This is a genomic window from Quyinboa mangrovi (assembly GCF_042219825.1).
In the GTDB taxonomy this organism is placed as follows: domain Bacteria; phylum Bacteroidota; class Bacteroidia; order Bacteroidales; family UBA5342; genus JBHJHP01.
Genome location: NZ_JBHJHQ010000008.1, coordinates 15,041 through 37,040 on the forward strand (window position 1 = coordinate 15,041; position 22,000 = coordinate 37,040).

Sequence of the window (22,000 nt, forward strand, 5' to 3'; positions counted from 1 at the left end):
TATTTGGCGGCTGAAGCATATTAGTGACCGGCAATTTATGGCTTTTCTAAGTGTATTTGTCGGAATACTTACCGGTGTTGGCGCTGTAGTCATTAAAAAATCCGTTCATTTTATTCACTCGAATATTCATCGGTTTGAAGCCGGAAACTGGTGGTATATATTTATGCCATTAATTGGGATAGGGATCGCCCTGTTATTCATGAAATATATTATCAAAAGACCTGTACGACATGGGGTTCCAAACGTGCTTTACGCCAAGGGTAAAGCCAAAGGTTTCATGCGCGCTCACAACATGTATTCTTCCATTGTAACCAGTGCACTTACTGTAGGATTTGGTGGATCGGTAGGTCTTGAGGGTCCAACGGTTTCAACGGGTGCTGCGATAGGTTCAAATGTTGGTCGTTTCCTTCATCTCAGATTACGTGAAGTGATACTCCTGCTGGGATGTGCTTCGGCCGGTGCCATGGCAGCAATTTTCAAAGCACCGATTACAGCTATTGTTTTCGCTCTTGAAGTCATCATGCTTGACCTCACCATGGCATCTATCATTCCTTTGCTTCTGGCGTCTGTATCCGCTGTTCTGGTTTCTTATTCCCTGACTGGACAGGATGTATTGTATCCGTTTACTGTAGAAGATGGTTTTGTTTTGAAAGATATTTCCTACTATATTCTGCTTGGTGTTGTAACCGGTTTTGTTTCCGTGTATTTTAAACGCATTTACGTGTTTATTACCAGCATCTTCGAAAATATGAAAACAAAAATCAAGCGACTGATTGTTGGAGGGCTTGTTCTTGGCGGGATTCTGGTTATTTTCCCATCACTCTACGGTGAAGGTTACGAAGTTATCAACTCCTGTCTGAAAGGGAACCTTGAATACCTGTTTACCGATACAATTTATAGCTCATTCAAAGGGAATCTTTATCTCACCGTTGCAGTTTTAGTTGCGGTAGGACTTACCAAAGTGATTGCTACAACAATATCATTCGGGGCTGGTGGTGTAGGTGGCATATTTGCACCAACACTTTTTGTCGGTGTGCATATCGGACTGGCTTTTGCACTACTGGCGAACCAACTGGGACCTCACACCATAAACATCAATAATTTTGCCCTGATGGGTATGGCCGGAATGATATCGGCAGTTTTACATGCCCCTTTAACCAGCATCTTTCTAATTGCTGAACTTTCAGGAGGGTACCAGCTCTTTGTCCCACTTATGATCACTTCGACACTATCGTTCTTTATTGTACGGCTATTCGAAAAGCATTCTGTTTATACCTACCAGCTTGCCAGCAGAAAGGAACTGATCACTCACCACAAGGATCAGGCTATATTATCGATGATGGAAGTTCACAAACTCATTGAAACGGACTTTGCAACAATTTCGCCTGATGCCACGCTGGGAGATTTGGTTCATGTGATTGAAAATGCGCACCGGAATTTATTCCCGGTTGTGGATGATGAAGGCAAATTACATGGCATGGTAAAAATGGATGATGTCAGAAAAATCATCTTTAAACCAGAATTGTACGATAAAGTGAAAGTCAGCGAATTAATGTATATGCCGGAACACTTCATAAGCCCCGATGACAGGATGGAAGATTTGGTGGATAAGTTCAGCTCGTCAGCCAGGTATAACATTTGCGTCATTGACAACGGTAAATACCTTGGATTCATTTCAAGAGCCAAAGCATTTACCGCCTACCGTTATCAGATGAAACGGCATTCACAGGAGTAATTACAAACTGTTTATTTTCCAGGCATCAGCATATTCTTTTCCGATTGTCCGGTATTTATTGTCAGGCATTGTCAGAATGATGCTTTTCATTTTATTATAATCAGGATTTCCGTTGGTCAGCATTTCCGGATCACACCATACAGAAGTTATTTCACCAACAATCCATAAATTTGAAGGCAGAATTATCTTTTCGACCAGCTTGCATTCAAGATTCAACGGTGCGTTTTCTATAAGCGGTGATTTTTTCTGGTTTCCGAAAGTATAGTTAAATACGTCTGATTTATCCGTTCTTTTGGCAGACACCATACCCACATAATCCGTTTCTCTTGTCAGGTTCTTTCCAGGGATATTTACACTGAATTCTTTATTTAAAAGTACTGCATCACCTGTTAGCCTGTGTTTACTTATGGCAAATCCAATCATTGGAGGATCAGCATTTACACGTGACATCCAGGCAATTGTGGAAAAATTGGGTTTCCCCTGAAACATGGTCCCAACAATGGCAATAGGCATTGGCAGGTACACATTTAAATCAATATTCTTCTTTAAACCCATAATAATGATAATTTTGCAAGTAAAATATAATGTTGTGACAGATTTAAAATAAATCCTTTAAATATAGAAAGTTTTTTCCATGTTCTGCCAGGAAGCAAAAGGAATGATTAATTTATCTTAAAAGAAATTCAACCAAATTAAAATTTTAACTACATTGTGCTTCCAAAAATAAAATAGTTTATTACTTTTGCAGCCCAAATCTTTTTGATCTGGAACAACGAATCTTCCAACGGGGCTCTTAAAAAGAGATCGAAACGCATGATCCGCCTCCTGGATTTAACAATAAAAATGTAATTAAATTATGTACGCAATTGTTGAGATAGCAGGTCAGCAGTTCAATGTAGAGAAAGGAAAAAAAATCTACGTTCACAGACTTGAACAGGAACAAGGAGCTGATCTTGAATTCGACAGAGTATTATTAGTTGACAACGACGGAAAAGTAAAAGTAGGAACTCCGGTTGTTAAAGATGCAAAAGTTAAAGCTAAGGTACTCGATCATGTAAAAGGCGATAAAGTTATCGTTTTTAAGAAAAAGAGAAGAAAAGGTTATAAAGTGAGAAACGGACACCGTCAGTATTTTTCACAGATTGAAATCACAGAAATCGAAGCTTAACTCCAAAATTATAAATTATGGCTCATAAGAAGGGAGCAGGTAGCTCAAGAAACGGACGCGAATCGGAAAGTAAACGATTAGGCGTTAAAATCTTTGGTGGTCAGTTTGCCAAAGCAGGTAACATTATTGTTCGCCAGAGAGGTACAGTTCACCATCCTGGTAAAAATGTTGGAATTGGTAAAGACGATACACTTTTTGCATTGGAAAGCGGTATTGTTGTATTCAAAAAGAAGCAAAACGACAAATCTTATGTTTCTGTAGAACCTACAGTAACTGAGTAACAGAAAAAAATTTTAATGATATCAGATCTCCTGAAATTTTTACCTTTGCGTAAAAATCAGGAGATTTTTTTATTAAACACATTTTTACATGTTGACACTTAAATATATTTCCGAAAACAGAGATGAAGTTATAGACCGCTTGCGGGTAAAAAACTTTGATGCTCAGGAATTGGTAGACGAAATCATTGCCGCAGATAAAAAACGCCGTGAACTAAAAAGTGCTTCCGATGATGCCCAGGCTGAAATGAACAACCTGTCGAAACAGATCGGACTACTTTTTAAAGAAGGGAAAAAAGAGGAAGCAGAGAATGCAAAATCAAGAACTGCCGAACTAAAGGAAAATATTAAGTCGTTAACTACAGAACTTGGAGAAATCGAGGTCCTGATTCAAAACAAACTGGTTCTTCTCCCCAACCTACCACACAACTCTGTTCCAAAAGGAAGGAATGAGGAAGATAATGAAATCATTCGTCAGGGTGGTGCGGTTCCGGAACTTGAAGCCAAACAACCGCACTGGGATCTTATCAAACAATACGACATTATTGACTTTGAGCTGGGAACCAAACTTACGGGAGCAGGTTTTCCTGTCTACAAAGGCAAGGGAGCCAGGTTGCAACGTGCGTTAATCAACTTCTTTCTCGACGAAGGAGAGAAAGCAGGCTACAGGGAAGTTCTACCTCCAATCGTTGTAAATGAAGATTCCGGATTCGGGACAGGGCAGCTTCCTGATAAAGAAGGCCAGATGTACCATGTTACTGTCGATAATTTTTATCTGATTCCGACGGCTGAAGTTCCTGTCACCAATATTTACAGAGATGTAATAATTCCTGAAGAACAACTGCCTGTTAAAAATATGGCATACACGCCATGCTTCCGTAGAGAAGCCGGATCATGGGGTGCACACGTTAGAGGTCTCAATCGTTTACATCAGTTCGACAAGGTTGAAATAGTTCAGATCCAGCATCCTGACAAAAGTTATGATACGCTGAACGAAATGGTAGCCCATGTGGAAGGAATCATTACAAAGCTGGGACTGCCTTACCGTATTGTTAAACTTTGTGGTGGAGATATCAGTTTCACCTCTGCCCTTACATTCGATTTTGAAGTTTATTCGGCAGCACAGGAAAGATGGCTGGAAGTAAGTTCAGTTTCAAACTTTGAAAACTACCAGGCCAACCGATTGAAATGTCGCTATAAAGGGAAAGATATGAAAAAACCGGAACTGACTCACACTCTGAATGGTAGTGCTCTGGCTTTGCCACGTATCGTAGCAGCCTTGCTTGAAAATAATCAGACTAAAGAAGGCATCAAAATTCCGGATGTTTTAATTCCGTACACTGGGTTTTCTCTAATAGACTAACCGAATAAATATTATAAGATACAAAAATGGGACGGCCGGTCGGTCGTCCCATTCCTTTCTACTTCACTACTTCTACGGTAAGGTGTAGTATATTTTAATACTTGGTCTCATCTGCTCATAATCATAATCACTTGAAGCAAAAGTTATGCCACCGGGTACATTTTCAGGATAATGTTGCAGCATAAATCCGTAAACCGGTGTATTTATCTGCCAGGATTTCTTAATTAATTCTGTAATATCATACACCCTGAGCGATGAACTCATCCAGGGTCTGTAATCCAGGTACATCATAACATCATCAATTGTTTTGGGTTGATTCTGCCATGTAACCTCGTGTTCATCCCATGGTTCCACCACAGCTTTCAGTACCCCAATATTCATGGTATCCATGTTTTCATCAAACGGAACCTCAACAACGCCCAGTAAATGCAGTGATAATTCTATTTTTTGAATAGCGGCAGATTTAGGCAGAGCATTATCAAAATCAAACCGCATTAAACTGCGTTTGGTTCGCATTACGGCAAGAATTGGTTCGCTTAAAAACGATGCTGACAATTCTTTTGAGTCTCCGAAATTCTCTGCAGAATTCAAATCCGTAATCAACGCATCATCTGTTGAATCAGGTGAGGTCCTGATAATTATCTCATGATAGTAATTTGAATTACCAACCGTTATCATTAATGGACTATCTTCCGTAGCCCGGAACAGTTGTTCGTAGTTAAATTCCAGTGTAGCACTATACATTTCGGTTTTCACCCTAAAAATATATGTTCCTGACTTATCTCTAAGTACGATTTTATTTTTACCTGCGGTAAAGTCAAACTTGTAGACATAGCCATCGGGATCTGTAATAATAACTCTTGCAGGTACCAGATTGAGTGGTCTTTCTAACAATGGATTATCTTCATAAACCAAGGCATAAAATACCAACGGATTTATAATTTGGATCCCAAAACTGATATACCCAAACTGATCCGGTGTCTGGCCGTTTACAGGTATAACCTCCACTTCTAAATTGGATTCTGCTCCCGGAACAATCTTAAAGTCAATGGGCAACGGATGATTCACCAGGTAAGCCAGTTCAGCACCATATCTGGGTGAAGCATAAACCACTTCTCCACTGGAATTTACCACCATGAACTCTGTCAGAAAATAATGACCTTCGTTTAGTTCAATCTTTTCACTTATATATTGATTGCCAAAAACATATAAAGGCAAAATCTTTTTGTCAATAATAACATTACTGTCGCCATCGGCAATGGAAATTAAAAGATTTAAACGCGTAGCAGACGTTGAATCATCAAATGCTGCTGATTTAAGCACAGTATTAAGCTCCTCACCAAGAACTGAAAAACCAACTTTTCCTGTCCTTATATCCTGAGATGGTTGCCTTTCACATCCTGCAAAAAGCATTAAGACCAACATCAGCAGTAATGCAGATTTTCCTCCGAAGCATAAATATGACTTCATAATAATGAACTTTAGGTTAACTTTTGTCTTAAGAAATTTACGGAACTAATTATTCTATTTATACAGACGAAAATGATAATCAAATGGTTGCATTAAGCTCTACTTTCTTTTGCATTGATGACTTTTGCACACGGAATAAAAAATTTTTACAATTTATTCTGGATAAGATTAGCATAGGATTGCTTATTTTTGAGGCATGATCCTGATTGCAGACAGCGGCTCCACAAAAACATCCTGGGCGGTTATAGCCCCCAACGATGTTAAATTGATCACCACCCCGGGAATTAATCCGGCGCTACATCATTCCCATGCTATTGAAAGCGTTATTCAATCTGAGCTACTCCCGGCTTTGGGAACTTATAAAAACAAAATAGATCTGGTAGCGTTTTACGGAGCCGGCTGCAATACGTACGGCTGCAAAATATTATCAGACATTTTACGATCAGTTTTCAACTGTGAAATAGGCTGTAATTCAGATTTGGCAGGAAGCGCCATTGCTACTATTGGAAAAGACGAAGGCATTGTATCCATATTAGGCACAGGTTCAAATTCAGGATTATTTATCAACGGAACTTTGAAAGAACATGTACCATCACTCGGATACATTTTGGGAGACGAGGGAAGCGGATCATATTTGGGCAAACAACTCTTGGCTGACTTTTTTAAAAAACAGTTACCACAAAAACTAGCGATTGACTTTGAGAACTTATATCACCCCATTGAATCAGAAGTAATCAGTGCCGTTTATCGCAATACAAAACCCAATCAGTACCTGGCATCTTTTGTTCCCTTTATCGTTTCTAATATAACTACGGAATACTGCCATAACCTGGTAAAAAGTTCCTTCATCCATTTTTTTGAACGCAATATTTGTTCCTATACAGATTATCAAAACTATCCGTTATCATTCACAGGATCTGTTGCATTTGGGTTCAGAAAAATACTCCATGAAACAGCAGAAGAATTTGGAATGAAAACCATTCATATCCTGCAAAATCCAATTGAAGGCATGATACATTATTACAAACAACAACTATGACAAACAGCATCACAGAATCCGATTCTTTTCATAAAAATCTTGAAACCAAAAGTGTCAGCGAATTACTTGAACTTATTCACGAAGAAGACAAGAAGGTATTGCCTGCCGTCGAAAAGGAGATTCCCAAAATCAGAGAATTCGTGGAAGAACTGGTAATGCGCATGAAACAAGGCGGACGACTGTTTTATATTGGTGCAGGAACCAGTGGAAGGCTTGGCGTAGTAGATGCATCAGAGATTCCTCCGACTTTTGGCGTTGGCCATGGTGTTGTAATCGGCCTTATTGCCGGTGGCGATGGCGCCATAAGAAAAGCCGTAGAACATGCCGAAGATGATGAAGACCAGGGGTGGAAAGACATTTTAAATTACAATCCCAATAACCTTGATACCGTTGTTGGGATAGCAGCATCCGGCAGAACTCCCTATGTAATCGGGGGCGTAAAAAAAGCCCGGGAAAACGGACTGCTGACAGGCTGTATCACCAGTAATATTAATACAAAACTTGCCGAAGCCGCAGAATATCCTATTGAACCGATTGTGGGGCCGGAGTTCGTTACCGGATCAACCCGGATGAAAAGCGGAACGGCTCAAAAACTCATTCTGAACATGATAACCACTACAACGATGATTCAACTGGGACGCGTACGGGGCAACAAAATGGTAGATATGCAACTTACCAATCAGAAGCTGATTGAACGTGGCACGCGTATGATTCTAAATGAGCTGCAGATAAATTCAGAACAGGCAAAAAGCCTTTTGTTGCTTCATGGTTCAGTGAGGGAAGCTATCGATTCGTACAAAAAAACTAAAAATTAAGCACTTCTTTCAACCTTTTAGCACCACTCTTACTGGTTTTAATATTTTCACCACATTTTAATTGCAGAATAAACGTTTCCTTTTCGTAACGTTCCATTCGCTTAATTTGCTGTGTATTTATGATATATGACCTGTGCACTCGGATAAAATCATTTTCGGGCAGGTTGTTTTCAAAATAATTCATGGTAGCTTTTTTCAGAAAACGCCCCCGGACCGTATAAAACATCACATAATCATCTTCTGCCTTGATATAATGAATATCTTCAACCGGAATAATTTCAATCTTTGAACGATCCTTTACCACAACACGATTTAAGGTTTCACTATTATCCCGGATATCCTCCAGAAGTTTTTCTACTTTCTGAGGTTCTTTCTGCTGTAATCTTTCATTTGCCTTTTCAAGAGCCTGATTAAAACGTGCAGGAGTATAGGGTTTCAACAAATAATCGATGGCGTTCTGCTCAAAAGCCTTTAATGCATACTGATCGTAGGCAGTAATAAAAATCACATGTGGTTTTTCCTGATCCTCCAACAGTTCCAGCATTTCAAAACCGGTAAGTTTAGGCATTTGAATATCCAAAAAAACAAGATCCGGTGAGTGGTCCTTAATGGCCTTGAATCCGTCGAAACCGTTATTACACTCGTCAACAATCTCATATTCTTCCATCTGTGACAAGAGCTTTTTAACTAATTCCCTGGCGGGTTGTTCATCATCAATTATTACACAACGTATCATATTTTCTTAAATTGGAATTGTAATTACAGCTTTAAATGTATTTTTTTCTTTAATGGTTTTCAGCAAACCTTTTTCATTAAATACAAGTTCTAACCGGTCTGAAACATTTTGCAAACCAACACCTTCTCCTTTTCTCGGAACAGCTTCAGGATCAAAGGTATTACAAATTTCAATATAAAGCATATTATTTTTAAACTGTGCTACTGTTTTGATGACCACCGGATCGAGACTCTCATAAACGCCATGTTTGATAGCATTTTCATAAATAGGCTGAAGGATCATCAAAGGCACCTTAACATCACAAACTGCCTCATCAATTTCCTCTTCCATGATCATTTTATCCCCAAATCTCAAATGCTCCATATCCAGAAACTTACGGCAATTCTCCAGTTCATCACAAAAGGTCACAAGTCCTTCATCTCCCCTTCTTAGCGAATATCTTAAATAATCTGACAGTTTCGCAAGCATATTACTTGCCCTGTCAGGATCGTACCCTATGAGATAATTTACAGAGTTTAGGCTGTTAAATAAAAAATGAGGATTGATCTGTGCCTTTAAAGCATTTAGCTCACTTTCACGCACAAGCCGCTGCATTTTTTCCTCATTCAGTTTTTTCTCCCTGTTTTCACGGTAAATTAATATAAGGTAGCATGTACCAAATAAAACAAGATAATAGGATAAGCCAATGGCGACCTGTTCTGTAGTTATATAGGTTTTAAATACTTTGGCAGGATATATTGTAGCAAACAGGTTTATAATATACGTTGTTGAAAAGATCCATATCCCGACAACAATAGTTGCACCGAGAATCTGACTTGAAGCGACACTCCAGGAATCTGCCTTTCCAGGACGATTATAGACTGTAAGCGGCCATACCAGCAAACCCAGGAACGAAAAAATAACTGTAGACGCCACGGCATCTACAGTTGCATGCTGGATTGGATAGTGTGTTTCAAAATAGAGCCAGAGAAGGTGAATAACACCTACTATAATCCAGACTCCAAAATAGATTATTGTATTGATCCGGCTATTTAGGAAGGGATGGCCCATGATTTAAATCGATTTAATTTCTCCTCCTCCGAATATTGCCACTCCTTTTATAATCAGCGTACTTTCAGTATCCCTTATCCCATCAAACCGTTTTGGCCTCAAGTCCTTAAATCCGCCCAGTATACCGGTAACCTCTAATTTAACATTCCAGTTGGCAGGAATAATGAGTGTATTACCACCAAATATGTTGGTCAGCTCAATCACCTGTATCCCGGGAGCTAATCTGGCACCCGTCAGATCAATTTTGGAGCCACCGAAAATAGCAGTTGCCTCACCACCTTTAAATGACTGGCTGTCAATTTTTACATCACTCCCCCCAAATATCGCCACATTATCAAGTATATCAGTCGAAGAAATGTCTTTATAGTTTCTGAATCCCGGTCTTCTGACGGTTCGGTTCAACACCATACTTAAACCAATAAAAATAACCAGTATTGGCCAGAATATCTGCCATAAACGAATTGAGAAATCATATATATCGTTTAACAGAAAAAATCCACCTATTAAAATAAGTATGGACCAACCAACACCCTGTCCTTTATTGCCAACCAAACCAATTAAACCAATAGCAATCAATAAGACCTGCCATGAGAAGAGATAATCCGCAAATTCCGGATTTAATTTTCCTAAATTTCTAAGGAGCCATAAAACTCCAAAAAGAATAGCAACTAATCCGAAAGCTATTTTTCGCCTGTTTGCTGCTTTTAGATACTTTATTGTTTCATGTGTTTCCATAACTCGTCTTCTTATACAATTAATTACAGTTCAAATATAAAACCATATATGGCATGGTTCCAATAATTAATCGGTAAATGGGGATTTTTTAGATGGTAAATGAAGCACACATGAAATTTAAAATGGCGAGATGCCTGATTTCCATTTTATATTACATCCGGAACTTGGATTCTGATCTTCTTTAGGAATGACCTTTCCATCGAGTACCTGATCCAAAGCATCTGCTAAATCTGTTCCGGTTGGTTGCATCCCGTTTTTATGGTTCGATTCATCAAACCTGCCATGATAGACACAATTGGCCTCCTCATTAAAAATGTAAAAGTCCGGTGTACAGGCTGCTTTATAGGCCTTTGCAACCTGTTGGGTTTCATCGTACAGATATGGAAAAGGAAAATTAAATTCCTCAGCTACAGTTTTCATATTTTCAGGAGAATCATCCGGAAAGTTCTCCACGTCGTTGGAACTGATTGCAATAAAACTTACACCCTCAGAAATATATTTGTTTGCAAATCGGACAATTTCTTCACGAATATGCTTAACGTATGGACAATGATTGCAAATAAACATCACTACTGTTATCATTCCTGAACCAAGATCGGAATAAGAATAAAATTTACCCGATGTTACTTCCTCTAATTTGAATTCCGGAGCTTTCTCTCCCAATGAAAATTCCTGCGAAAATGTAAAACTCATAATATGTATTTTTATCGTACTTCTGTATATTCCAGTTTCTGTAAAATAAAATCACAAAAACTTAACCAAATACGCTTATTTAAATGGAATAACATATCAAACCGTGAAGCGGTTTAATATAACAGACTAATTAACACTTAAATGAGATAATTACTATTCTGAATCAAGATCGTAAGGCGTTTCCTGATAAACATAGTAATTTAGCCAGTTGCTAAACAATAAATTGGCATGACTTTTCCATCGCACAACCGGTGGCTGAGACGGATCATCATTCGGATAATAATTCTTTGGCATTTTAATATCGAGGCCTTTCAAAATATCCCTTTTATATTCCTGATCCAGGGTATTTGGAGAATATTCTGTATGACCGGTTATAAAAAACTGACGCCCGTTTTTCCCCATAACAAGATGTACTCCGGCTTCTTCAGAAGTAGAAATAATTTCAAGTTCAGGAACTTTTTTAATGTCCTCTTCCCTTACCTCAGTATATCGTGAATGAGGTGCAAAAAAGAAATCATCAAACCCCCTGAATATTGGAAGTTTTGAATCCGAATATGTATGTCTGAACACACCCGATCTTTTTTCATTCAACATGTATTTCGGGATTCCGTAAAAATGATATAAACCGGCCTGTGCGCCCCAGCAAATAAACAGGGAAGATGTTACATTATTAACAGACCAGTCAAAAATTGTTTTAAGCTCATCCCAGTATTTTACTTCTTCAAAAGGCAAATGCTCCACCGGAGCACCCGTAATAATCATACCATCATATTTTTTATGCTTAATGGTATCAAAATCATGATAAAAGGCTTTCATATGCTCAACCGGGGTATTCTTGGGTTTATGCCCCTTGATCCGAAGAAAATCCACCACAATCTGCAAAGGCGTATTACTCAGCAATCTTATCAGGTCCGTTTCTGTAGTAACCTTTAAAGGCATAAGATTCAGAATAACAATACGTAACGGACGGATATCCTGCTGACTTGCCCTGGACTCATCCATTACAAAAATGTTTTCTTTTTTTAAAGCCTCAATAGCCGGCAGTTTATCTGGCAGATTTAATGGCATAATTAAAAATATTTAGCAGTCCGCAATATTGCGGACTGCAAAAATAGTGAACTTAAACCGATTAGATTAAAAATAATCACATTTTTCAAGATGCATATTCACCGGGTGACACTGCATTTTCCATAAAATTTAGTCACCCGGTGACTAGATTCAGATTTTTTGAAGTGCCTGTTCAATATCTGCTTTGATATCATCAATATGCTCAATGCCAACCGATAACCTAAGCTGGTCCGGCAAAATTCCTGCGCTCAATTGCTCCTCATCACTAAGTTGCTGATGCGTGGTCGAAGCCGGATGAATAATTAATGTTTTGGCATCACCAACATTGGCAAGATGGCTGATAAGTTCAAGACTATCAACGAACTTTGAAGCTGCTTCCTTCCCCGCTTTCAATCGGAATGTTAACACACCTCCAAAACCATTTTTCAGATATTTTTTAGCCAGCTCATGATACTTACTACTTTCCAATCCCGGGTAATTTACGGCTTCTACTGCAGGATGATTCTCAAGCCATTTAGCAATCTCAAGTGCATTCTGAACTGTTCTTTCCAAACGCAATGAAAGTGTTTCCAACCCCTGGATCAAAAGGAAGGAATTAAAAGGGCTGATAGCTGTACCAAAATCACGCAGTCCTTCCACGCGTAAGCGTATGGCATATGCAATATTCCCGAACGGACCGTCTGCGCCAAACACATCATTGAATACCAAGCCATGGTATCCTTCGGATGGCTCCGAAAATTGTGGAAATTTTCCATTCCCCCAATTGTAATTACCGGCATCAACTACAACACCACCTATTGATGTCCCGTGTCCACCAATCCATTTTGTGGCTGATTCTACAACAATGTTAGCACCATATTCTATTGGCCGAAGCAGATAACCTCCAGCACCAAACGTATTATCTACAACCAGCGGAATGTCATACTTTTTCGCAAGAGCACCTATTTTTTCCCAATCCGGTACATTAAAGTTCGGATTTCCCAGGTTCTCTACATAAATTGCTTTCGTTCCATCATCAATAAGCTTCTCCAAAGATTCAGATGTATCGTCCTTTGCAAATCTTGCCTCAACGCCCAAACGTTTAAAAGACACTTTAAACTGGTTATGCGTTCCGCCATATAAAAACGGAGAAGTAACAAAATTATCTCCTGCCTGCAGAATATTGTTGAGGGCAAGAAATTGAGCAGCATGTCCTGATGATGTTGCAACAGCTGCCACTCCACCTTCCAGTGCCGCTATTCGCTTTTCGAACACATCCGTTGTTGGATTCATTATACGGGTATATATATTCCCGAATTCCTTAAGCGCAAATAAATTTGCACCATGTTCTGAACTATTGAATACATAAGAACTTGTCTGATAAATAGGAACCGCCCTGGAATTAGTAGTCCCATCCGGTTCATGCCCAGCATGTAGCTGTAATGTTTCAAAGTGATAATTAGCCATGATTATAATATAATTTGAAGTTAGATATACAAAAATGTAAGAAAAGATATACTATGGATATTGAAAGAGGGACCCTCCTTCACTGAATTAAATTAGCGCATGAGCATGCGCATTCGCATACACATACAGTCATCTGTACTGATACAGTTGAAAGTTGAAATTATATAATCTGTATGTGTTTTCATATGGGCAAAATAAATGAAGATTTGTTAGTTTGCCAAACAAAAGTTTTAAAAATTTAGAATTTTAACAATTTAGACCAAATAAATATAGTGTTGCCGCGCATAAAAAAACAGGAACTAGTCCTGTTTTGTATCTCTGTATTTTTTTATACCATATGCCGTTGCCAAACCTAAAAGCAAAAGTACTCCACCGCCCACCGGTGCACCCGGTCCGGGAGGCAAAGGCCCCGGAGCTCCATATATTGTAGTAGGTGGCTTTTTACCTTTATCAGGCAGGTCAGCTGCCTTAACTATCCCAAATAAAGAGATGAGTATTAGCAGCATTAGTATTTTTTTCATCCAAACTTTCATTCACACAAAGCAATAACCTTGATTGGACCCTTCTAAATCCTCGCCAAAAGTAGAATAATTTAATTTAACAAAAAAATAATTTACTATTAGCTTCATATTAGATTTATCTTAAAAACAATCGTTTTGTAAAGCGCTTATTGTTACTCTCATAATTAACAATGACAAACTGAGGCTGAATATCACTTACTCCAATAACATTGTCAATACTATTAATTGGCTTTTCAAGCAATACTTTCCCAGCCACATCATAAATTCTCACATTACCAATTTTATACTTTTCAGAAGTATTAATATAAAGATTACCAGTATTGGCATACATCAGGACTTCATCCACCTGCTCTTCTCCAATTGCGGTTGAACTACCTACCACATGCACAATCAGTCTGCTTTTCTCTACTAACTGATCCATGTAAATATTTATTGTATCATCATCATTCAAATTGTAAAATGTTCCATCCTGCTTATCCTCCAGAACATATTCAAAATCTCCCATGGAATCATCAATTTTAAATGCCAGTTTATAGGTATCAATTTCAGGCACAGAAACCATTAATGGCACCTCCTGGGTTGGATAATCGTAATAAGAGAAGCTGTTAATTGATAAATCCGTATTTCCTTCTGTAGTATATATCTGAGGGGCTACATTTGAAAGATTCTTCAATTTGTATGCGTCATACTTACCTTCAAACAGTAATCCTGCATCTTCCTTATGACGAATATATGTTTCGTCATAATATTTTTCACCATCCCTGAAAATAGTTGTTTTCAGATAGTGTTTATCCTCAAGTGTTGCATTTTTAAACTTAACATTTAAGTCTATTGACAGCAATGAACTTGACATAAGCAATGTACCTCCTGTTTGATTAGCTTTTGCAAAAAAGGCCTGCACCTGTGGAACTTTTTCAGTTGTTCCATCAATTGGATCACTTGGTATTACAAAATAATTTTGAAACGCATTACTATAAAAATACGAAGCCTGATCCACATAGGTCACATCAGCGCCGACCCATGAAAATGGGGCCAGATATGGATTTGATATCAAATTCCACCCCTTATCCGCATCAGATCCTGTAGTTGTATAAGATAAGGCAAAGTTTTTATTTGGGGTCACCACAGTACCAACAAATACAGCTTTTTGTGGCACGTCGCACCAAACAATATACCCTGTGCCACCTGTCAAATTTCCGGAATTCACTGATTTCCAAACATAATCACTATGTCCGTTTGTTGCCCTTTCAACCTCATCATGGTAAAACACCCAATAATCCCCGGCGCTGTAAGTATAAGCAGAACCTGACCAGGTAGAAGTTCCTAATGATGCTCCCGGTATTATAGTAGCAACATCTATATTTTGTACAGGAATACCCAAAAAATTCCATTGCCCTCCAAAAAGATATTGCTCAGTTTCTATAGTCCCAAAAAAAGTATTTGCGTTCAAAAACTGACCTGTTCCCGTAGAATTGCTCATTAAATATAGTTTTTTCGCTCGGAACAAACTTGAGTTTTTAAATGCACCAAAGTTACCGATAACAACATCCACTGTAGATAAGTTCGTTAACGCTGAACTAACCGGATAATTGGTATTAGAACAATTATCAACAATAACATATGAATTTAAACCTGATGGTATTGCACCTGATGTCCAGTTTGAAGCCGTTTGCCAACTGGTATTAGTCGCCCCGGTCCAAACATTAACGGAAGAGGTTGTTTCAATTGCCCCTAATTCCGACCTGCTCCTTCTCGTAATACCATTCTGATCATCAACAGGAAAATTATTTCTTGCGCGTCCGGCAGCAACACGTATTCCATAATCCGTGAGATCCAGAGTTGGCACTGTACCGCCATTATTATATGCAAATGTAGATGTTACAATATCATAAGGATAAGGCTCGTAATAGTTATCTCCATTATACGTAATTCCTCCTGAAATTACTTCCAATAAGTTTCGGTCTCCTCCTATAACGATCCCAACTGATCCCCCAACGTCATATGATGAGTTATCAACTATAAGATTATTATACTGCGTTACGCTAATACCAGAGCTATTAACATAAAAGCCTCCGGAACCGTTATGAGCGATTGTATTGTTCTTCATCAAAACAGAAGTTCCACCAAGGCCAGCTGTCATATATATAGAACTATTTCCGGTTGCATGGTTTCCAAATGTACTGTTTGTCATATTAAGATTTCCACTCCCGTCTTCTATATCGTAGTACAAAGCAGTACCGTTTCCACTACAGGAATTAGAATTAAAACTTGTTTTATTTATCGTACAGGCAATTCCTGTCCCTCCCCAATCATTTCTATGGTACATGCCTCCCCCATTGCTTCCTGCAGTGTTAGCATTAAAATACACGCGCTGTAAAGTTACAGTTCCGGAAGTTATATATAATCCACCACCATCTGTAGTTGCAGAACAATTTGAAATTTCTACATCACTAAGCGTTAAATAATACGGAACATATGCATATACACCTCCACCATCTGTACCTGAACCATTTGTAACAGACAAAGACTCTATGATTAAAGCTTCAAATACATCAACATAAAAAACCTGATTTGTTCCTCCGCCGTCTAAAATTGTTACTCCGGGCCCGTTCCCCATAATTGTAAGCTCCATTCCGCCAAACGGATAAAGAGGAGATGTAATATTATAAGTTCCTGATGCTAATTGTATTGTATCCTGGTAACCTGCCCCATCCATCGCAGTTTGTATATTTCCTCCTAAAGGCACATTTATGACAGCAGCGTTTACTGGTTTACCTAATAAAAATCCAAATAATACCCCAAAAATTATTAATAGCCTTTTCATAAGACGGTTATTTGTTAATCTCACAAAGTTAACAAAATATTAACAATGACAAAACTAATTCTGAATATTTTCTGATTAAAACATACAAAAAACTATATATGTTCACAATAATTATGACAAAGGTATATTTTTAATATATTTGTGCACATTAAGATTGCAATTTTAACGTAAACAATTTAAGAAATGAAAAAATTATTGGTTTTTGCTGCGGTTGTTCTGGTAATTGTACTTTCTTCCTGTAAAACTTCCGAAACTTGTCCAAAAGCATATAGCGAAATCTTACCATCAGAGTTAGCCGAATAACTTCCTTTCATATTTTAACTCTTTTTTCATATTACAGTCTAACAAATATTTGATATTATGGACTGTAAATTATAATTTTGCGCCGGAAAAAAATACGAACTATATAAATTTTTAAGCAATGATTAAAATTGGTATTAATGGATTCGGACGTATCGGTCGATTCGTTTTCCGTGTAGCTGTTGCTACAGAAGGTGTTGAAGTTGTAGGTATCAACGACTTAATTGATGTTGACTACATGGCCTACATGTTAAAATACGACTCAACTCACGGCAGGTTTAAAGGCACTGTTGAAGTAGTAGATGGCAATCTTGTTGTTAACGGAAAAACAATTCGCGTAACTGCTGAACGTAATCCTGCAGATTTGAAGTGGGATGCAGTAGGTGCAGAATACGTGGTTGAATCAACCGGTCTTTTCCTTACTGATGAAAAAGCTCGTGCACACATCACTGCCGGTGCTAAAAGAGTTGTAATGTCTGCGCCTTCAAAAGATGCTACTCCGATGTTTGTAATGGGTGTTAACAATGACACTTATGCAGGTCAGGATATCGTTTCAAACGCTTCATGTACTACTAACTGTTTAGCTCCTATCGCTAAAGTTCTGAATGACAAATTCGGTATCGTTGAAGGTCTTATGACAACAGTTCACGCTACTACTGCAACTCAGAAAACGGTTGACGGTCCTTCTATGAAAGACTGGAGAGGTGGACGTGGTGCTGGTCAGAACATTATTCCTTCTTCTACAGGTGCTGCTAAAGCTGTAGGCAAAGTAATTCCTCAGTTAAACGGTAAACTTACAGGTATGGCTTTCCGCGTTCCAACTCCGGACGTATCAGTTGTTGACTTAACCTGCCGTTTAGAAAAAGGTGCTACTTACGAAGAAATTTGTGCTGCAATGAAAGAATATTCTGAAGGTGCAATGAAAGGCATCCTTGGTTATACTGAAGATGCAGTTGTATCTAACGACTTCGTAGGGGAATCCTGTACTTCTGTATTCGATGCAGGTGCCGGTATCAGCCTGAACGACAACTTCGTTAAAGTTGTATCATGGTATGACAATGAAATGGGATATTCTACAAAAGTTGTTGAGCTGATTCAGCACATGGCAACAGTAAAATAATTCCAGATTACAATATTAATTAAAAACCTGATCAACATTTGATCAGGTTTTTTTGTATCTATTTGTTCCGGCATTAAACGCTTTTAAATTTGATTTGTTATATCAGTTAGACCTGATAAAAGGAGGTCTTTTAACTAAAGTTTTTAATTTTACCTTTGCATTACTTACTTTAAAACAAAATTTTAAATTATGGTTTTCGATATTGATATGATCAGGAAAGTTTATGCTGGTTTTCCAGAAAAAATTGAGGCTGCAAGAAAAGTTGTTGGGAAACCTCTGACACTTGCTGAAAAAATACTTTATGCACACCTGTGGGATGGCAAAACAGATACAGCTTTTGTACGTGGAAAGTCTTATGTTGATTTTGCGCCGGACAGAGTCGCAATGCAGGATGCTACAGCACAGATGGCCTTACTTCAGTTTATGCAGGCTGGGAAAAAGAAAGCAGCAGTTCCTTCAACAGTTCATGCCGACCACCTTATTCAGGCAAGACTGGGAGCTGATAAGGATCTTCAGGAAGCATTAAACAAAAATAACGAAGTATTCAATTTTTTATCATCAGTATCAAATAAATATGGAATAGGTTTCTGGAAACCCGGAGCCGGAATCATCCATCAGGTTGTACTGGAAAATTATGCTTTCCCCGGTGGCATGATGATTGGAACTGATTCACACACTGTAAATGCAGGTGGTTTGGGAATGGTTGCTATAGGTGTTGGAGGAGCCGATGCCGTTGATGTAATGGCAGGAATGGCATGGGAACTGAAATTTCCAAAACTTATCGGCGTAAAGCTGACAGGTAAACTCAACGGCTGGACTGCTCCGAAAGATATAATCTTAAAAGTTGCCGGAATTTTAACTGTTAAAGGCGGAACCGGGTGTATTGTTGAATACTTCGGTGAAGGTGCACAATCCTTATCATGTACAGGTAAAGGAACCATTTGTAATATGGGTGCTGAAATTGGTGCAACCACATCAACTTTCGGATATGATGATTCCATGAGAAGATATCTGAAAGCTACAGGAAGAGAAGAAGTTGTTGAAATGGCAGATGAGGTAGCTGAACATTTGACCGGTGATCCTGAGGTTTACGCTAATCCGGACAAATACTTCGATGAACTTATAGAGATCAATCTTTCAGAACTTGAGCCTCACCTTAACGGACCCTTCACGCCGGATCGCGCAACTCCGGTTTCAAAAATGAAAGAGGTTGTAAAAGAGAACGACTGGCCACAAAAAATTGAATGGGGTTTGATTGGATCGTGTACCAACTCATCTTACGAAGACATCTCGCGTGCTGCATCTATAGCACAACAGGCAGTAGATAAAGGACTGGCCCCAAAAGCAGAATTTGGAATCAATCCGGGATCTGAACAAGTGAGATATACTGTTGAACGTGATGGCTATATCGATATCTTTAAAAAGCTGGGCACAAAAATATTTACAAACGCCTGCGGTCCATGTATCGGACAATGGGCAAGAACAGGTGCCGAAGAAGGAAAGAAAAACTCTATAATACATTCTTTCAACAGAAATTTTTCTAAAAGAGCCGACGGAAACCCGAATACACATGCATTCGTTTCGTCGCCTGAAATTGTAGCTGCTGTTGCCATTGCAGGAGATCTCACATTTAATCCTATTACGGATTATCTGACTAATGACAAAGGTGAAAAGGTAAAATTTGATCCACCACACGGATGGGAGCTTCCTCCAAAGGGATTTGACGTGGAAGATGCCGGCTATCAGGCTCCGGCTAAAGATGGTGGCGATATAGAAGTTGTTGTAAAACCGGATTCAGAACGACTTCAACTTCTTACACCTTTTACCCCATGGGACGGAGAAAATCTTTCGGGGGCAAAACTATTAATCAAGGCTCAGGGGAAGTGTACAACAGATCATATTTCAATGGCAGGACCTTGGTTGCGCTATCGTGGTCACCTTGATAATATCTCGAACAATATGCTTATTGGTGCAGTAAATGCATTTAACGGTGAAACCAACAAAGTAAAAAGTCAGCTTACCGGTGATTATGGAGAAGTGCCCGCAGTACAAAGACAATACAAAGAAAAGGGCATTCCTACAGTAGTCGTTGGTGATCATAACTACGGTGAAGGTTCGTCCCGGGAACATGCTGCAATGGAGCCGCGTCACCTTGGCGTAAAGGTTGTATTGGTAAAGTCATTTGCGCGTATTCACGAAACAAACCTGAAAAAACAGGGTATGCTTGGAATAACATTTGCAGATGAAGCGGACTATGACAAGATACAAGAAAATGATGTGTTCAACTTTATTGATTTAAAGGATTTTGCTCCGGACAAACCATTAACAGTTGAGGTAGTACACGATGATGGTTCAAAAGATGTGATCAAAACAAATCACACTTACAACGCACAACAGATTTCATGGTTCAAGGCAGGATCTGCATTAAACCTGATTAAACAACAATCGAAATAATCATTGCGCAATGCATAAAAAAAGGGTTTCGTATATACGAAACCCTTTTTCTTTATCTTCTAAACATAGTTTAATCTATCACAGTCACCCAACCGTAATTATCAGGTTCCAGACCATTCTGAATATCTCTGAGTTTTTTATACAGTTTCTCTGAAACCGGACCTGGCTTGCCATCCTTTGAATACACAAAAGACTTATTTAAATCTGCATCGTCTATTCTTGCGATAGGACTGATTACTGCGGCCGTACCACACATACCAACTTCACTAAATGATTCCAGCTCTTCATATGGCACTCTTCTTCTAACAACTTCAAGTCCCATATCTTCAGCAATCACCATCAGACTTTTATTGGTTATTGATGGTAAAATGGACTTCGATTCCGGGGTAATATACTGGTTGCTTTTTATTCCAAAGAAATTAGCCGGTCCGCATTCATCAATGTATTTCTTTTCTTTTGAATCCAGATACAATACCGCGCTATAACCTTCGCTATGCGCCTTCACGCCAGATCGCATGCCTGCAGCATAATTCCCGCCAACCTTAAGATTACCAGTACCCTGAGGAGCTGCACGGTCAAATTCCCGCATAATAACCACAGGCGTAGGCTTGAAGCCCTCCTTAAAATATGGCCCTACCGGCGTTACAAAAACCATGAATAAATATTCATTGGCCGGTTTTACACCAACCTGAGAACCCGTGCCAATCAATAACGGGCGTATATATAATGCTGCTCCCGAACCATAAGGAGGAACATAATCTCTGTTCAATTCGACAGCCTTAACCACAGCTTCCTGAAACAATTCTGAAGGAACTTTTTCCATCAGAATTCCATCGGCGGAGCTTTGCATCCTTTTTGCATTTTCATCCATCCGGAAAATACGAATTTTCCCATCCTCTCCCTTGAAGGCCTTCAACCCTTCAAATGCCTCCTGTCCATAGTGCAGACAAGTGGCCGCCATATGTAATTCTATTTTATCGGAATCGTGCACCTCCAGCTCTCCCCAGGCTCCGTCACGATAATAGCAGCGTACGTTATAATCGGTTTTAATATAACCGAAATTTAAATTCGACCAATCTAATTTTGCCATACTTTTGGAAAAATAATTTGAGAAAGCGAATGTACTAATTTTAAGTGATAACTTTAATGAAATTTATCATAAATTGCACAAACGACACCTAAATG

The 22,000-nt window shown here is 38.8% G+C and carries 19 protein-coding genes; 8 read left to right on the forward strand and 11 right to left on the reverse strand.

Annotation, left to right across the window (positions count from 1 at the left end; translation table 11 throughout):
* Positions 1-37: 37 nt before the first annotated feature.
* The gene (locus ACE1ET_RS16560; RefSeq protein ID WP_375729537.1) at positions 38-1,735 is read left to right on the forward strand and encodes a chloride channel protein; all 1,698 of its coding nucleotides are present in this window, start codon (positions 38-40) and stop codon (positions 1,733-1,735) included.
* Here ACE1ET_RS16560 and ACE1ET_RS16565 read toward each other — a convergent pair whose 3' ends face one another.
* Positions 1,736-2,290, reverse strand: coding sequence for a flavin reductase family protein (locus ACE1ET_RS16565; RefSeq protein WP_375729538.1), 555 nt, complete (start codon positions 2,288-2,290; stop codon positions 1,736-1,738).
* Between the two features lie 301 nt (positions 2,291-2,591).
* On the opposite strand from ACE1ET_RS16565, the gene rplU reads away from it, so the two are divergent.
* The 3 genes from rplU (at position 2,592) to serS (ending at position 4,544) form a co-directional block, all read left to right on the forward strand.
* On the forward strand, positions 2,592-2,903 hold the full coding sequence (gene rplU, locus ACE1ET_RS16570) for a 50S ribosomal protein L21 (RefSeq protein ID WP_375729539.1): 312 nt from the start codon (positions 2,592-2,594) through the stop codon (positions 2,901-2,903).
* Between the two features lie 17 nt (positions 2,904-2,920).
* Positions 2,921-3,184, forward strand: a complete 264-nt coding sequence (gene rpmA / locus ACE1ET_RS16575) for a 50S ribosomal protein L27 (RefSeq protein WP_375729540.1) — start codon at positions 2,921-2,923, stop codon at positions 3,182-3,184.
* Between the two features lie 88 nt (positions 3,185-3,272).
* The gene (gene serS / locus ACE1ET_RS16580; RefSeq protein WP_375729541.1) at positions 3,273-4,544 is read left to right on the forward strand and encodes a serine--tRNA ligase; all 1,272 of its coding nucleotides are present in this window, start codon (positions 3,273-3,275) and stop codon (positions 4,542-4,544) included.
* A gap of 72 nt (positions 4,545-4,616) precedes the next feature.
* Here the strand turns inward: serS and ACE1ET_RS16585 are convergent, their stop codons facing one another.
* Positions 4,617-6,014 carry a DNRLRE domain-containing protein gene (locus tag ACE1ET_RS16585; RefSeq protein WP_375729542.1) on the reverse strand — a complete coding sequence of 466 codons (1,398 nt, stop codon included), beginning with the start codon at positions 6,012-6,014 and terminating at the stop codon, positions 4,617-4,619.
* A 196-nt stretch (positions 6,015-6,210) separates the two neighbouring features.
* Here ACE1ET_RS16585 and ACE1ET_RS16590 point away from each other — a divergent pair, with 196 nt between their 5' ends.
* Positions 6,211-7,053, forward strand: coding sequence for a hypothetical protein (locus ACE1ET_RS16590; protein ID WP_375729543.1), 843 nt, complete (start codon positions 6,211-6,213; stop codon positions 7,051-7,053).
* Positions 7,050-7,868: an N-acetylmuramic acid 6-phosphate etherase gene (locus ACE1ET_RS16595; protein ID WP_375729544.1), complete on the forward strand. Its 819-nt coding sequence runs from the start codon at positions 7,050-7,052 to the stop codon at positions 7,866-7,868. The genes ACE1ET_RS16590 and ACE1ET_RS16595 overlap by 4 nt, the downstream gene beginning before the upstream one ends.
* On the opposite strand, the gene ACE1ET_RS16600 is transcribed toward ACE1ET_RS16595, so the two are convergent.
* The 8 genes from ACE1ET_RS16600 to ACE1ET_RS16635 all read right to left on the reverse strand — a co-directional run bounded on the left by ACE1ET_RS16600 (position 7,858) and on the right by ACE1ET_RS16635 (position 16,941).
* Positions 7,858-8,604, reverse strand: a complete 747-nt coding sequence (locus ACE1ET_RS16600; protein ID WP_375729545.1) for a LytR/AlgR family response regulator transcription factor — start codon at positions 8,602-8,604, stop codon at positions 7,858-7,860. The two genes, ACE1ET_RS16595 and ACE1ET_RS16600, sit on opposite strands and share 11 nt — an antisense overlap.
* Before the next feature lie 6 nt (positions 8,605-8,610).
* Complete coding sequence (locus ACE1ET_RS16605; protein WP_375729546.1) at positions 8,611-9,654, reverse strand: sensor histidine kinase; 1,044 nt, start codon at positions 9,652-9,654, stop codon at positions 8,611-8,613.
* A gap of 3 nt (positions 9,655-9,657) precedes the next feature.
* Positions 9,658-10,389 (reverse strand): LiaF transmembrane domain-containing protein, encoded by a 732-nt coding sequence (locus ACE1ET_RS16610; RefSeq protein WP_375729547.1) that lies wholly within the window; start codon positions 10,387-10,389, stop codon positions 9,658-9,660.
* Between the two features lie 117 nt (positions 10,390-10,506).
* Entirely contained in the window at positions 10,507-11,082 is a 576-nt protein-coding gene (locus tag ACE1ET_RS16615) for a thioredoxin family protein (protein ID WP_375729548.1), read from the reverse strand.
* Positions 11,083-11,235: 153 nt separating this feature from the next.
* Complete coding sequence (gene metA / locus ACE1ET_RS16620) at positions 11,236-12,150, reverse strand: homoserine O-acetyltransferase MetA (protein ID WP_375729549.1); 915 nt, start codon at positions 12,148-12,150, stop codon at positions 11,236-11,238.
* A gap of 150 nt (positions 12,151-12,300) precedes the next feature.
* Positions 12,301-13,596 carry an O-acetylhomoserine aminocarboxypropyltransferase/cysteine synthase family protein gene (locus ACE1ET_RS16625; RefSeq protein WP_375729550.1) on the reverse strand — a complete coding sequence of 432 codons (1,296 nt, stop codon included), beginning with the start codon at positions 13,594-13,596 and terminating at the stop codon, positions 12,301-12,303.
* Between the two features lie 299 nt (positions 13,597-13,895).
* Complete coding sequence (locus ACE1ET_RS16630) at positions 13,896-14,117, reverse strand: hypothetical protein (protein WP_375729551.1); 222 nt, start codon at positions 14,115-14,117, stop codon at positions 13,896-13,898.
* A 115-nt stretch (positions 14,118-14,232) separates the two neighbouring features.
* A complete protein-coding gene (locus ACE1ET_RS16635; RefSeq protein ID WP_375729552.1) occupies positions 14,233-16,941 on the reverse strand; it encodes a right-handed parallel beta-helix repeat-containing protein in 2,709 nt (902 codons plus the stop codon).
* Between the two features lie 421 nt (positions 16,942-17,362).
* Here ACE1ET_RS16635 and gap point away from each other — a divergent pair, with 421 nt between their 5' ends.
* Complete coding sequence (gene gap, locus ACE1ET_RS16640) at positions 17,363-18,361, forward strand: type I glyceraldehyde-3-phosphate dehydrogenase (protein ID WP_375729553.1); 999 nt, start codon at positions 17,363-17,365, stop codon at positions 18,359-18,361.
* Positions 18,362-18,550: 189 nt separating this feature from the next.
* Entirely contained in the window at positions 18,551-20,815 is a 2,265-nt protein-coding gene (locus tag ACE1ET_RS16645) for an aconitate hydratase (protein ID WP_375729554.1), read from the forward strand.
* A 70-nt stretch (positions 20,816-20,885) separates the two neighbouring features.
* Here ACE1ET_RS16645 and ACE1ET_RS16650 read toward each other — a convergent pair whose 3' ends face one another.
* Positions 20,886-21,905: a branched-chain amino acid aminotransferase gene (locus ACE1ET_RS16650; protein WP_375729555.1), complete on the reverse strand. Its 1,020-nt coding sequence runs from the start codon at positions 21,903-21,905 to the stop codon at positions 20,886-20,888.
* Positions 21,906-22,000: the final 95 nt, after the last annotated feature.